Source organism: Variovorax sp. 10N432, from assembly GCF_056394465.1.
Window position 1 is genome coordinate 175,748 of record NZ_JBFTHX010000003.1, and the last position, 13,057, is coordinate 188,804.

Annotated in this window: 15 protein-coding genes; 7 read left to right on the top strand and 8 right to left on the bottom strand. The window is 67.2% G+C overall.

Annotated elements, in window-relative coordinates:
- Positions 1–8 precede the first annotated feature (8 nt).
- The 6 genes from AC1DF3_RS05105 (at position 9) to AC1DF3_RS05130 (ending at position 4,888) form a co-directional block, all read left to right on the top strand.
- Entirely contained in the window at positions 9–773 is a 765-nt protein-coding gene (locus AC1DF3_RS05105) for a LamB/YcsF family protein (protein ID WP_478139011.1), read from the top strand.
- Between the two features lie 159 nt (positions 774–932).
- Complete coding sequence (locus AC1DF3_RS05110; RefSeq protein WP_478139012.1) at positions 933–1,685, top strand: SDR family oxidoreductase; 753 nt, start codon at positions 933–935, stop codon at positions 1,683–1,685.
- A 51-nt stretch (positions 1,686–1,736) separates the two neighbouring features.
- Positions 1,737–2,438, top strand: coding sequence for an amino acid ABC transporter permease (locus AC1DF3_RS05115; RefSeq protein WP_286530418.1), 702 nt, complete (start codon positions 1,737–1,739; stop codon positions 2,436–2,438).
- A gap of 3 nt (positions 2,439–2,441) precedes the next feature.
- On the top strand, positions 2,442–3,197 hold the full coding sequence (locus AC1DF3_RS05120) for an amino acid ABC transporter permease (protein WP_286530416.1): 756 nt from the start codon (positions 2,442–2,444) through the stop codon (positions 3,195–3,197).
- 76 nt (positions 3,198–3,273) lie between these two features.
- Complete coding sequence (locus AC1DF3_RS05125; protein WP_286526091.1) at positions 3,274–4,008, top strand: amino acid ABC transporter ATP-binding protein; 735 nt, start codon at positions 3,274–3,276, stop codon at positions 4,006–4,008.
- A gap of 37 nt (positions 4,009–4,045) precedes the next feature.
- Positions 4,046–4,888, top strand: coding sequence for an ABC transporter substrate-binding protein (locus AC1DF3_RS05130; protein WP_286530414.1), 843 nt, complete (start codon positions 4,046–4,048; stop codon positions 4,886–4,888).
- Between the two features lie 78 nt (positions 4,889–4,966).
- Here the strand turns inward: AC1DF3_RS05130 and AC1DF3_RS05135 are convergent, their stop codons facing one another.
- Together AC1DF3_RS05135 and AC1DF3_RS05140 are read right to left on the bottom strand one after the other, a co-directional pair.
- Positions 4,967–5,593, bottom strand: coding sequence for an H-NS histone family protein (locus AC1DF3_RS05135; protein ID WP_478139013.1), 627 nt, complete (start codon positions 5,591–5,593; stop codon positions 4,967–4,969).
- A gap of 122 nt (positions 5,594–5,715) precedes the next feature.
- Positions 5,716–6,594 carry a LysR family transcriptional regulator gene (locus AC1DF3_RS05140; protein WP_478139014.1) on the bottom strand — a complete coding sequence of 293 codons (879 nt, stop codon included), beginning with the start codon at positions 6,592–6,594 and terminating at the stop codon, positions 5,716–5,718.
- A gap of 115 nt (positions 6,595–6,709) precedes the next feature.
- Here AC1DF3_RS05140 and AC1DF3_RS05145 point away from each other — a divergent pair, with 115 nt between their 5' ends.
- The gene (locus tag AC1DF3_RS05145) at positions 6,710–7,720 is read left to right on the top strand and encodes a zinc-binding dehydrogenase (protein ID WP_301807788.1); all 1,011 of its coding nucleotides are present in this window, start codon (positions 6,710–6,712) and stop codon (positions 7,718–7,720) included.
- Positions 7,721–7,760: 40 nt separating this feature from the next.
- On the opposite strand, the gene AC1DF3_RS05150 is transcribed toward AC1DF3_RS05145, so the two are convergent.
- Genes AC1DF3_RS05150 through AC1DF3_RS05175 form a run of 6 tightly spaced genes read right to left on the bottom strand, consistent with a single transcriptional unit; the run spans position 7,761 to position 13,011 of the window.
- Positions 7,761–8,483 carry a type 1 glutamine amidotransferase gene (locus tag AC1DF3_RS05150; protein ID WP_286530406.1) on the bottom strand — a complete coding sequence of 241 codons (723 nt, stop codon included), beginning with the start codon at positions 8,481–8,483 and terminating at the stop codon, positions 7,761–7,763.
- 13 nt (positions 8,484–8,496) lie between these two features.
- Positions 8,497–9,216: an ABC transporter ATP-binding protein gene (locus AC1DF3_RS05155; RefSeq protein ID WP_286530404.1), complete on the bottom strand. Its 720-nt coding sequence runs from the start codon at positions 9,214–9,216 to the stop codon at positions 8,497–8,499.
- On the bottom strand, positions 9,209–9,964 hold the full coding sequence (locus AC1DF3_RS05160) for an ABC transporter ATP-binding protein (protein WP_478139015.1): 756 nt from the start codon (positions 9,962–9,964) through the stop codon (positions 9,209–9,211). Before AC1DF3_RS05160 ends, AC1DF3_RS05155 begins: the two co-directional genes overlap by 8 nt.
- Complete coding sequence (locus AC1DF3_RS05165; protein ID WP_286530401.1) at positions 9,961–10,923, bottom strand: branched-chain amino acid ABC transporter permease; 963 nt, start codon at positions 10,921–10,923, stop codon at positions 9,961–9,963. The genes AC1DF3_RS05160 and AC1DF3_RS05165 overlap by 4 nt, the downstream gene beginning before the upstream one ends.
- Positions 10,920–11,780 carry a branched-chain amino acid ABC transporter permease gene (locus tag AC1DF3_RS05170; protein ID WP_286530399.1) on the bottom strand — a complete coding sequence of 287 codons (861 nt, stop codon included), beginning with the start codon at positions 11,778–11,780 and terminating at the stop codon, positions 10,920–10,922. The genes AC1DF3_RS05165 and AC1DF3_RS05170 overlap by 4 nt, the downstream gene beginning before the upstream one ends.
- Before the next feature lie 37 nt (positions 11,781–11,817).
- On the bottom strand, positions 11,818–13,011 hold the full coding sequence (locus AC1DF3_RS05175; protein ID WP_478139016.1) for an ABC transporter substrate-binding protein: 1,194 nt from the start codon (positions 13,009–13,011) through the stop codon (positions 11,818–11,820).
- Positions 13,012–13,057: the final 46 nt, after the last annotated feature.

The window sequence follows — 13,057 nt, forward strand, 5'->3', positions numbered from 1 at the left end:
ACCGCACCATGGACATCGATCTGAACGCCGACCTCGGCGAGGGGCTGGGACCCTGGCGCATGGGCGACGACGAGGCCCTGCTCGGCATCGTCTCGTCGGCCAACGTCGCCTGCGGCTTCCATGCCGGCGACCCGCTCATCATGGACCGCACCGTGCGCACGGCGCTCAGGAACGGGGTCGACGTCGGCGCCCACGTGGGCTTTCCGGACCTGGTCGGCTTCGGCCGGCGCCAGATGCAGATGGACCCGGCCGAGCTCGCTGCCTGCGTGCTCTACCAGCTCGCCGCGCTGTCCGGCATGGCCCGGGCCGCCGGCCACCGCATGACGCACATGAGCTTCCACGGCGCGCTCGGCAACATGGCGGCGGCCGATCCGGCGCTGGCCGGGCCGCTGGTGCGCACCGTCGCCGATTTCGATCCGTCGCTCACGATCAGCTCGTCGGCCAGCCGCGCCATCGAGGAAGCCGCCGCGGACTGCGGCCTGCGCGTGCGAACCACCTTCCTGGCCGACCGCGCCTGCGACGAGGAGGGCCTGCTGATCCCGCGCAAGATGCCGGACGCCGTGATCCACGAGCCGGCGCGCGTGCTGGCCCGGGTCCGCCAGCTGCTGGAGGAGGGCACGGTCACCAGCTATGGCGGCCGAAAGATCCCGATGCGCGTCCACTCGATCCTGGTCCATGGCGACACGCCGGGGGCGGTGGCGCTGGCGCGCGGGGTGCGCGCGCTGGTCGAGGCGCACGGACGGGTCGTCCCGATCTCCAGGCAAGCGGCCTGAGGGCACGGACATGGTGCCAACCCCGAGCCGCCGCGCACCCTTCCCGGGCGACATAAGGGCCCCTTATCGCTCCACAGAGAAACCGTCTTGGCGCGTTGCCGGAGCGCTCGATACAGTGAATCCATCGCATCGTCCTTCGTTCCACTGAAAGCCATCGCCATGCCGTTCTCCGACTACAAGACAGCCCTCGTGACGGGCGCCTCCTCCGGCATCGGTGCCGCGGTGGTCGAGCGCCTTTGCAAGGAGGGCCTGCAGGTCCACGCGCTGGCGCGCAGCGGCGGCAAGCTCGAGGAGCTGTCCGCGCGCACCGGCTGCATCCCGCACGCCATCGACGTCAGCGACCTGCGCAGCATCACCGCGCTGGCGAAGGAGGTCGACTTCGACGTGCTGGTCAACAACGCCGGCGTCGACCGGCCCGGCTCGATCCTCGCGGCCGATGCCGAAGGGATCGACCTGCTCGTGGACGTCAACCTGCGCGCCGTGCTGCACYTCTGCCGGCTCGTCGTCCCCGGGATGGCCGCGCGCGACCGCGGGCACGTGGTCAACATCAGCTCGATCGCGGCGGCCTACAACTTCGGCGGCAACAGCACCTACCACGCGACCAAGGCCGCCGTCAGCATGCTGTCGCGGCAACTGCGCATCGACTGCTTCGGCAAACGGGTGCGGGTCACCGAGATTTGTCCGGGCCGCGTCGCGACCGACATCTTCGCCCACGTGCACGGCGATTCCGAAGCCACCCACCAGCGCTTCGTCGAAGGCTTCGAGCTGCCGCAGGCCGAGGACATCGCGGATGCGATCGCCTTCGCGATCGCGGCGCCCATCGCGGTCAATGTCGGCCACATGGAAATCACGCCCACCATGCAGGTTCCGGGCGGCCTGTCGACCACGCGTCCCGGCGCGGCGCAGGCCTGAGTCCGGGCCTCGCATCCCTCCGCACGGCGCCTGCCACACCAAGGACCGGCAATGAAGGAATTCGATCTCCTGGCGATCCTGCTCAAGCCCGAGTTCGGCCTGATGCTGCTGCACGGCATCGAGGCCACCTTGCAGATCGCCGCCGGCTCCTGGCTGCTGGCCATGGCCATCGCGATCGTGCTGCTGGTGGTGCGCCTGACTGGCCAGCCGATCGCCGAGCGAGCCGTGGCGGCCTATGTGTCCTACCACCGCAACGTGCCGACCCTGGTGCAGCTGATGCTCTGGTACTTCGGCATCTTCAGCCTGCTGCCCGACGCCCTGCAGGCCTGGCTGTCGGAGCACAACGCCGAGACCCTGCTGTCGATCGTCGCGCTGGGCCTGTGCCAGGCGGCGTATTTCAGCGAGGACATGCGCTCCGGCCTGCGCTCCATTCCCGCCGGGCAGGCCGAGGCCGCCCGGGCGCTGGGCCACGGCTACATCGGATCGATGCGTCACGTGATGCTGCCGCAGGCGATCCGCAACGCGGTGCCGGCGCTGGTGAACCACAGCGTGTCGCTGTTCAAGAACAGCAGTCTGGCGATGGCGATCGGCGTCGCCGAGCTGACGCATGCGGTGAAGGAAATCGAGAGCCAGAGCTTCCGCACCTTCGAGGCCTACAGCGCCGCCACCGTGCTGTACCTGGCGTTCTCGCTGCTCATCATGGCCGTCGGCGCCTGGGTGGCGCGGCGCTATCGAATCGTCGGTGCGAGGTAGCCCATGTTCAGCATCTTCGAGATCCTCAGGGACAACTGGCTGCTGCTGCTGGTGGGCCAGTATCCGAACGGGCCCCTGGGCGGGATCGTCGCCACCCTGATCCTGTCGGTGCTCGGCATCGTGCTGGCCTTTCCGCTGTCGGTGCTGCTCGCGCTGGCGCGCCTGTCGCCGTGGAAGCTGCTGCGCGTGCCCGCCACGGTGCTGGTCTACATCGTGCGCGGCGTGCCGCTGCTGATGGTGATCCTGTGGGTCTATTTCCTGGTGCCGATCCTGATCGGCCGCGACGTGTCGGGCTTCACGACGATGCTCTGCACGCTGGTCATCTACGAGGGCGCCTACCTGTCGGAGGTGGTGCGCGCGGGCATCCAGTCCCTTCCCAAGGGGCAGAGCGAGGCGGCGCGCGCGCTCGGCCACAGCCACCTCGGGACGATGTTCTACGTGATCCTGCCGCAGGCGCTCTACAACATGCTGCCGAGCATGCTGAGCCAGTTCATCTCGACCATCAAGGAAACGACGCTGGGCTACGTGATCAATGTCCAGGAGCTCACCTTTGCCGCCAACCAGATCAACAACCAGTTGCTGACCAAGCCCTTCCAGGTGTTCTTCATCCTGGCGATGACCTACTACGTGGTCTGCTTCAGCCTGACCCGGCTGGCGCTCTGGCTGGAGCGCCGCATCGCCCTCAAGCGGCTCGGCACCGCCGTCCGCCAGGACCCCGGCGCCAGCGACCTGCCGCCCGCCGTGGCCACCCATCCCTGAGGCCGCGCAGACGGCCCACCACAGAAACCGACGGAGACAGACCATGAACCCCCCATCGCCCCTCCAGGACGACCCCATGATTCTGTTCAACAACATCAACAAGTGGTACGGCGACTATCAGGCGCTGACCGACGTCTGCGCCGAAGTGAAGAAGGGCGAGGTCGTGGTGGTCTGCGGGCCGTCCGGTTCCGGCAAGTCGACCTTGATCCGCACCGTCAACCGGCTCGAGGAGATCAAGTCGGGCCAGCTGCTGTTCGACGGCCACGACATCCACGCGCCGATGAGCAGCGTGGCGCTCAACCGGCTGCGCAGCCGCATCGGCTTCGTGTTCCAGAGCTTCAACCTCTTTCCGCATCTCTCGGTGATGGACAACATCATGCTGTCGCCGATGCGGGTGCTCGGCGTGAAGAAGGCCCAGGCCCGCGAGAAGGCCGGCCAGCTGCTGGAGCGGGTCGGCCTGTCGGGCAAGGCCGGCGCTTTTCCTGCGCAGCTCTCGGGCGGGCAGCAGCAGCGCGTGGCGATCGCGCGCGCGCTCGCCATGGAGCCGCCCGCGATGCTGTTCGACGAGCCGACCAGCGCGCTCGACCCCGAGATGGTGGGCGAGGTCCTGTCGGTGATGCGTGGCCTGGCCAGCGATGGCATGACCATGATGTGCGTCACGCACGAGATGAACTTCGCCCGCGAAGTCGCCGACCGCGTGTGGTTCATGGATGCCGGCCGGATCCTCGAGAAGGCCGAGCCCGAGACCTTCTTTCGTCACCCGCAGCATCCGCGCGCGCAGCGCTTCCTGTCCGACCTGCGCGCCCATTGACCCTTCCCCCGTCCTCTCACCCCTTCAGGAGATCTCCATGTCGAAACCGACCGCTCTTCAACTCGGCGCCCTGGGCGTCTGCCTGTCCGCGCTCTCCCTGCTGGCGCATGCCGACCAGTGGGCCGACATCGCCGCGCGCAAGGAACTCAAATGCGGCACCTTCGCCGACGTGCCGCCGTTCGCCGCGCCGGACCCGAAGACGCGGGAGATGGTCGGGCATGACGTCGACCTGTGCAACGCGGTGGCCAAGGAGCTTGGATTGACGGCCAAGGTCACGCCGCTGTCGGTGGAGGCGCGGGTGCCTGAAGTCAAGCTGGGCCGGGTCGACGTGACGATCGCCAACCTGGCCTACACCAAGAGCCGCGGCGAACAGATCCAGTTCAGCGATCCCTACTACGTCGCCAAGGAGATGCTCGCGGTCAAGGCCTCGGACCCCGGCACCACCAAGGCCGACTTCAAGGGCAAGCGCCTGAGTTCGACCAAGGGTTCGACCTCCGAGCTGTCCATCAAGATGAACGGCTCCGAGCCCGTGACCTTCCAGGACACCGGATCGGCCTTCATGGCGGTGCAGCAGAACAAGTCGATGGGGATGGTGGCCAACACCATGACCATCACCAAGCTGGTCAACCAGTCGAAGACCGAAGGCGTGCCGCTCAAGATGATCAAGGAGCCGATGGTGCTGCAGCCGATCGGCATCGGCATGAAGAAGGACGAGCCGCAGCTGCTGGCGAAGGTGAACGGCGCGCTGTATGCGCTCGAGAAGTCGGGCGAACTCGACCGCCTCTGGGCCAAGTGGCTGGGCCCGAACACCGAATACAAGCTGGTGCGCGAGGAGAAGGTGATGCCGCTGGCGGACCTGAAGTTCGAACTGCTGCCCTGAGCGCAGCTGCGCCAAAAAAAGGGCCGCACAGCGGCCCGTTCGTCTGCCTCCTTCGGTCGAAGGAGGCGGACTGCGTTGTCAGCTTGCGGATGCGGTCGTCTCTGCCGGGGCGGCGGGCGACACAGGTGCCGAAGATTTCGTGGACGCGCGCGGTCGGCGGGTCTTGGCGGCGGCCTTTGGAGCCTTGGGCGCAGCAGCTGCCTTGCGTGCCGGCGCAGCCTTCTTCAAAGGAGCACTCTTCCTTGGCGCGGCCTTCTTGGCGCGAATCGACTTTTTCACCGGTGCGACAAGGCGGGCCTTGCGGGTGGTTTTTGCGACGGCCGCGACCGGCGCGTCGACGCCTTCGACCGAAGGTGCCGCATCGACGCCAGAGGGGGCGATGAGGAACTTGTCACGGTTGCGAGCCGTGGCAATCCATCCGGGAGCCTTGCCGAAGCCGGTCCAGGTCTTGCCCGTCTTGGGATGGCGGTACTTGGGAATGCCTGCGCCCTTGCGAGGTGCCTTGCCATCGCCGAGGGTCTTGCCGGCGGCCACCTTCAACGCTTTGGCGCCACGGCCAAAGAGATGTTCGACAGTCAGGCCGAACGTGGCAATCGACTCCTTGATTTGCGCAATCACCTTTGTCATTTCAGCTTCACGGAGCGCAGCCGCTTCCTTTTCGAGTTTGGCGATGGCGGATTTGAGTTGCGCGTAGGACTTCGTCATTGAGTCTGAACCTTTGAAGTTGAGGGGGTTCGTCGCATGGCGTCATGAACGTTGGCGACAAAGGAGTCTTTATTGAATGAATGAATGAACTTCGCTTATTCAAATCGACGCCAATTTGGATTTTACGGGCTGCTCGACGTCGAACCGGCGCCCTCGCCGACGCAATTGATGACCAGGTCCAGGAATGCGCGCAGTCGTGCCAGTCCACGCAGGTCCTGGTGATAGGCGAACCAAACGTCCCTGCCCGGGGGTGACGGGTGGACATCGTGTCTCTCGATACCGGGAAACTGGTCACCCAGCAGAGTCGGCAACACGGCGAAACCTGCCCCCAGGGCGCATGTGCGAGCCTGCACATCGCGATTGTTGCTACCCAGCGCGAAGGTCGCTCCCGGAAACGTGTTTCGCAGCCAGTGCACATCCGGGAGGTCCTCGAACGCCGCATCCAACGTGATGAGCCGGCTGCCCGCGCCATCGCCTGCCGTCGGCGGAGGCATCCCGACCGGACCGTACAGGGCATAGGTCATGTGCATGAACTGCCGTTGGACGATGTCCGGGCTTTCCGAAGGCCGGATGCGAAACACCAGCTCCGCCTCGCGTCGGGCAAGGTCGCGAAAGCGCGAGTCCGTGATGAGGTCGACGCGCACCCCTGGGTGAAGCGCAACGAACCGCGCAACTACGGGCGAAAGCACATGGAGTCCGAACCAGTCTGAAGACGACACCCGGAGAAGACCTTGGAGCTCGGCGCCCCGTCCTGCAAGTTGTCGCTCGATGGAGAGCGCCTCTTCTTCCATCCGCTCGGCGTGCAATAGCACCGACGCGCCTTCATCCGTGAGTTGAAACCCCTCGCGCCCGCGTTGGAACAGCCTCTGACCGGTCGAGTCTTCCAAGGCTCGCAGGCGACGTCCCATGGTTGGCTGGGACATCCCCAAGCGCTGCGCTGCGCCACTCAGCGAGCCCGAGCGAGCGACCGCCAGAAAGATGCGCACATCACTCCAGTCCATGACGCATTCAAATATGAATGAGAGAAGTTCAGATTCGTGAATTTACATGCAAAGACGAACACCTCAAACTGAAGTCCTGGATTCACGCGCATCGCATATCAAAAGGACGTTTCCCATGCCCCGCTCACTCGTTCCCGCCACCATGCAGGCTGCTGTCGTTCACGAGACCGACGGCCCCTTCGAAGTTCTAGCCCGCCCGGTTCCGGATGTCCCTCGGGGGCATGTCCTGGTGCGTATCGGAGCCAGCGGCGTCAACCCGCTCGACACCAAGATTCGCGCCGGCGTCGCGGCGCATGCAGAGCACCCCCTGCCGGCGGTTCTTGGAATGGACATGGCAGGGGTTGTCGTCCAGGTCGGTGTCGGCGTCACCCGCTTCGAGGTGGGTGACGAGGTTTACGGTCTCGTCGGTGGCGTGGGTGGCCTGCAAGGGACCTTGGCCGAATACGCTGCGGTAGACGCGGACCTCCTCGCGCACAAGCCGAAGCGCTTGTCCATGCGGGAGTCCGCCGCACTGCCGCTGGTCTCGATCACCGCCTGGGAAGGCCTGATCGACCGCGCACGCGCCAGTAGCGGTCACAAGGTCCTCGTACATGGCGGAGCGGGGGGTGTCGGGCATGTGGCCATACAGATCGCTCGCGCATTCGGCGCCGACGTCTACGCGACTGCAAAGCCCGCGCAGTTCGATGTCGTGCGTTCGTTCGGCGCGACGCCCATCGATTACACGGCTTCGACCCCTGCGGACCATGTTCACGCGCACACGGCGGATGAAGGATTCGATGTGGTGTACGACACCGTGGGTGGCGCCACGCTCGATGCGTCATTCGTGTCTGTACGCCGCTACACCGGCCACGTCGTGAGCGCTCTGGGTTGGGGCACCCACTCGCTGGCGCCGCTGTCCTTCCGAGGGGCCACCTATTCCGGCGTCTTCACGCTGATGCCCATGCTCAGTGGCAAGGGCCGCGCCCACCACGGACACATCCTGGCCCGGATCGCCGAACTGGTCGATGCGGGTCGGCTTCGCCCTCTCCTGGACACGCAGAGATTCACGCTCGGTCAGGCCGCGGACGCACACGCTCGCGCGACCAGCGGTCGGGCTGTTGGCAGAGTGGTTGTCGACATCGCCTAGTCCCCTCGGATTCCACTTCGCAATGCGCGCCCCGAGCGGGTCACCCGCAGCCCACCACCCATCGTGCATAGAGCCGCCCCAGCAACGCGTGCATTTCCTGCGTGCGCTTCGGCAGATCGTTCAGCAGGTCGCCGCCGGCGCTCGCCGCCGGATTCGCGAGCGCGTTCTGCCGAACCAGCTGCTGGCCGTTGCGCGCCATCGACAGCTCGACCAGTGCAGGCGTCATCTCGAGGTGCGACTGCACCAGCAGATGCCGGTCGCGCAGCACGAAGGCCTGGTTGGCGCAGTAGGCGCCGCGCGCCAGCGGGACCGCGCCGGGCGGGGGCGTGAAGGTGTCGGCGTGCCACTGGAAGGTCTGAAGCACCTTGCCCGCGTGCTCCTCGCCCCACCACGCACGCGCCGTGTCGCCGGCTTCCGCGGTGATCTCGCACCAGCCGATCTCGGGCCGGTCGTGCGGATGGACTTCGCCTCCCAGCGCGAGCGCCACCAGCTGGCTTCCCAGGCAATGGCCGGCAACCGGGATGCCGCGCGCATCGGCGTCGCGGATCAGTGCAAGCTCCTGTGCGATCCAAGGCAGCGGGTCGTGCGCGCCCATGTAGCCGCCCATGAAGACCAGGCCGCTGAAGCGCGAAGCGTCCGCAGGGACCGCCTGGCCGTCGACGATGCGCACCATCTCCACCTCGCGGCCCAGGGCCCCGAGGATCGGCAGCACCGCGCCCGGTGCCCCCACCTCGGTGTGCTGGAAGACCGCGATCGGCTTCATCGGCGCCGACCCCTCATGCCTGCACGTCGGCCATTCCGACGCCGAGCAGGCCCTCGAGCAGCGACGCATCGCCCGCCAGCGCCGCGCTCGGACCGGCATGCACCACCGTGCCGCGTTCGAGCACGATGGCCTGGTGCGTCATCTCGAGCGCCAGCACCGGATGCTGCTCGACCACGATCGACGCCAGCCCCTCGCTCTCGCAAAGGTGGCGGATTGAGCGAGCCAGCTCCTCGACGATGATCGGCGCCAGGCCTTCCATCGGCTCATCGAGCAGCAGCAGCTTCGGGTTGGTCATGAGGGCGCGGCCGATGGCCAGCATCTGCTGCTCGCCGCCGGACAGCTGATTGCCGTAGTTGCCGCGCCGCTCGCGCAGCCGCGGGAAGAACTGGTAGACCCGCTGCAGGTTCCAGGGACCGGGCCGGCCGATCACGGTCAGGTTCTCCTCGACGGTCAGCGACGGGAACACCTCGCGCTCCTGCGGCACCCAGCCCAGGCCCGCGCGCACGCGCCGGTGGGCCGGCCAGCGCGTGATGTCCTCGCCGCACCAGCGCAGCGCGCCGCGCATCACGCGGGTGTTGCCCATCAGCGTCTCGAGCAGGGTGGTCTTGCCGACGCCGTTGCGTCCGAGGATGGCGAGGCTCTGGCCCTGCGCGAGCGCGAAGCTCAAGCGGTCGAGCACGACGGCGTTGCCGTAGCCGGCGACCACCTGGTCGAAGGCGAGCATTTCAGACATGGGCAGCTCCATGGCCGAGATAGACCTCGCGCACCCGCGGGTCGCGGCCGATCTCCGCCGGGCTGCCCTCGGTGAGGATCCGGCCGGCGACCAGCACCGAGATCCGGCGCGAGAAACGGAAGACGAGGTTCATGTCGTGTTCGATGAACAGCACGCTGATGTCCTGCGGCAGTTCGGCGATGGCTTCGAAGAGTTCGCCGCTCTCGTCCTCGGGCACGCCGGCGGCGGGCTCGTCGAGCAGCAGGATGCGGGGTTTGGCGGCCATGGCGAGCGCGATCTCGAGCAGGCGCTGCTTGCCGTAGGCCAGCTCGGCCACCGGCACGTCGGCCAGCGCGTCGAGCTTGAGTTGGCCGAGCAGCGCATGGGCCTCGTCGAACGCCGCCTTGTGGCGCATCAGCGGGCGCCACCAGACGGCGCCCAGGCCTTCGCGTTCGCTGATCGCCAGCACCACCGACAGCAGCGGCGTGAGGCTCGGGAACAGCGTGTTGATCTGGAAGGTGCGCGCCAGCCCCATGCGGGCGCGCTTGTCGGCGCTGAGCGCGGTGAGCTCGCGCTCGCCCATGTGGATCGTGCCGTGGGTTGGCTTGAAGACGCCCGTCAGCAGGTTGATCAGTGTCGTCTTGCCGGCGCCGTTGGGGCCGATCAGGGCCTGGCGCGCGCCGGGTTCGAGCGTGAGGTTGACGTCGTCGACCGCGCGGAAGGCACCGAAGGAGATGCCGAGGCCGCAGGTGCGCAGTACGGCGCTCATGACGCCCTCCCGGTCTTCACCAATCGAGACAGCGCGCCCATGATCCCGCCGCGGCCCAGCATGACGGCGGCGATCAGGAAGATGCCGAGCCAGAACATCCAGTACTGCGGATTGAGATCGGCGAACCAGTCGTGCACCAGCATGTAGACGATCGCGCCGATCATGCCGCCGTACAGCCGGCCGGTGCCGCCGAGCACGAGGATGATCAGCACCTCGGCCGAGCGGTTGAAGCCGATCGATTCGATGCCGACGAACTGCGTGGTCTGGGCCAGCAGCGCGCCGGCGATGCCGGCCACGCCGGCCGACAGCGCATAGGCCAGGCGCAGGCGGGCCTCGACCGGCGAGCCGATCGCCAGCATGCGCTTGCGGCTGTCGTGGATGCCACGCAGCGTGAGCCCGAACGGCGAGCGCAGCACCAGCCGCACGCCGAGAAAGACCACCAGCACCACGCCGTACGCATAGGCGAAAGCGGTCTTGCCGTACAGGTCGAACTCGAACAGCCCGAGCACCGGCGCGATCACCACGCCCTGCAGGCCGTCGGTGCCGCCGGTGATCGACGACAGCCGGTTGGCCAGCTCGGCCAGCAGCATGCACACGCCGATGGTGATCATGAGCCGCGTGAGGTCGGCGCCGCGCACCACCAGGTAGCTCAGCACATAGCCGAGCGCGACGCACAGCAGCAGGGCGAACAGCAGGCCGCTGAAGGGCTCGCTCCAGCCGTGCTTGGCCAGCAGCCCGGCGGCATAGGCGCCGGCGCCGAAGAAGGCCGCATGGCCCACCGTGAGGATGCCGGCGTAGCCGAGCGCCATGTCCAGCGAGACCGCGAACAGGCCGAAGATCACGATCTGGCTCATCAGCGTGAGCTTGTCGGGCAGGAGGAAGAAGCTCGAAGCCAGTGCGAGCCAGAAGAAGACCTCGACGCCTCGCAGGCGGGCGGGGGACAGCGCGAGCGGCTTCATGCCAGGCCCTTGCGCGGGATGATGCCGTTGGGCCGTGCCAGCAACATGATGATCATGACGACGTAGATGAGGAATGCGCCGGCTTCCGGCAGGTAGTACTTGCCTGCGACATCGACGATGCCGACCAGCAGCGCGGCCACGAAGGGGCCGGTGATGGTGCCGGCGCCGCCGACGCAGACCACGATCAGGAAGTACACGAGGTACTTGAGCGGGAACGAGGGCTCGAGCCCGAGCATGCCGAGGCTCAGCGCGCCGCCGAGGCCCGCCAGCCCGCAGCCCAGCGAGAAGGTCAGGAAGAACAGCCGCTGCACGTGGATGCCGGTGCCGCCGGCGACGCGCTGGTTGTCGACCGCGGCCCGCACCATCGCGCCGTAGCGGGTCTTGCCGAGCACCCCCAGCAGGGCCGCCAGCACCGCCACGCCGCAGAGGATCAGGAACAGGCGGTAGCGTCCCACCTCCAGCCCGAGCAGCGACACCCGGCCGTCCAGCAGCGGCGGCAGCTGGAAGGCCTGCATGGTCGGGCCGAAGAAATACGTGAACACGGCGACCGAGACGAACACGATGCCGATCGACAGCAGCACCTGGTCGAGCGGATGGGCGCGGTAGAGCCGGCGGTAGAAGCAGAACTCGAGCACCGCGCCGACCAGCGCGGCGGCGATGAAGGCCGCCGCCAGCGACGGGAAGAAGCCGACGCCGAAATGGTTCATCAGAACACTTGCGGCGTAGCCGCCGACCATCGCGAACGTGCCGTGCGCGAGGTTGACGAAGTTCATGAGGCCCATCGTGATGGACAGGCCCACCCCGATGAGGAACAGGAGCATGCCGTAGGCCACTCCGTCGAAGATCACGATTCCCATGGATTTCCCGTTGCTGCTGGCGGCCGGCTGGTGCCGGTTACTGGCTTTCCTTGGCCGGGTCCTTGACGCGCTCGAACTTGTCGAACTCGACGTTCACCAGTTCGCCCTTGACCCGTTCGGTCTTGCGGATGTAGACCGTCTGCACGATGTCGCGGGTGGCGGGGTCGATCTCGATCGGGCCGCGCGGGCTGTCGAACTTCAGCCCCTTGAGCGCGTCCATGAACTTGTCGCCCGAGAGCTCGCCCTTGGTCTTGGCGAGCGCCAGGTCGATGGCGGCCATCGTGTCGTAGGCCGTGACCGCGAAGTAGCTGGGGCGCAGCTTGGTGCCGAACTCGGCGGCGAAGTCCTTGACGAACTTCTGGTTCTTCGGCGACGCATGGGCGTACGAATAGTGATGGCTCGTGACCAGGCCCAGCGCCACGTCGCCGGTGGCGTCGAGGTAGCTGTCGTCGGTGGCTTCGCCGGTGGCGTAGAGCTTGATGCCGGCTTCTTCCATGCCGCGCTCCTTCCAGACCTTGAGGAAGGCCGGCGGCATCACGCCCGACGGAAAGAAGAAGAACACCGCCTGCGGCCTGGCGTCCTTGATGCGCTGCACGTAGGCCGAGAAGTCGGGGTTGTTCATCGGCGTGCGGACTTCACCGACCACCTTGCCGCCCTGGGCCGTGAAGGCCTTCTTGAACGCGGTCTCGGCGTCGGTGCCCGAGGCGTAGTCGGCCACCACGGTATAGGCCTCCTTCACGCCCTGCTTGACCATCCAGCGCGCCATCGGGTCGGTGACCTGCTGCACGGTGAACGACAGGCGCGCGACGTAGGGCGAGCTGGCCGTGATCGCGGAGGAGGCCGCGTTCATCACCAGGGTCGGGATCTTGGCCTGGGTGGCGATCGCCGCGACCGCGTAGGCGTTGGGGCTGAAGTCGAGGCCGGTGAGCACGCTCACCTTGTCGCGCACCACCAACTCCTGGGCGATCCGCTTGGCCGCATCGGGCGCCGGGCCGGCGGTGTCCTTCTTGATGACCTCGACCGTGCGGCCGGCGATCTTGCCGCCGTGTTCCTTGAGGTAGAGCGCGACGCCGGCGTCGAACTGGCGGCCGTAGTCGGCATAGGGGCCGGAGTAGGTCGCGATCAGGCCGATGCGAAGCGGCTCGTCGGCCGCCTGCGCGGACATGGCACCGAAGGCGCCGAGGCAGGCCAGGGTCAGGGTGGCGAGCGCGTTTCTCTTGTTCATCATCATCGGGGAAGCTCCGTTCAGGGAAGCCGGCGAGCCGGCGGGCAAGGGG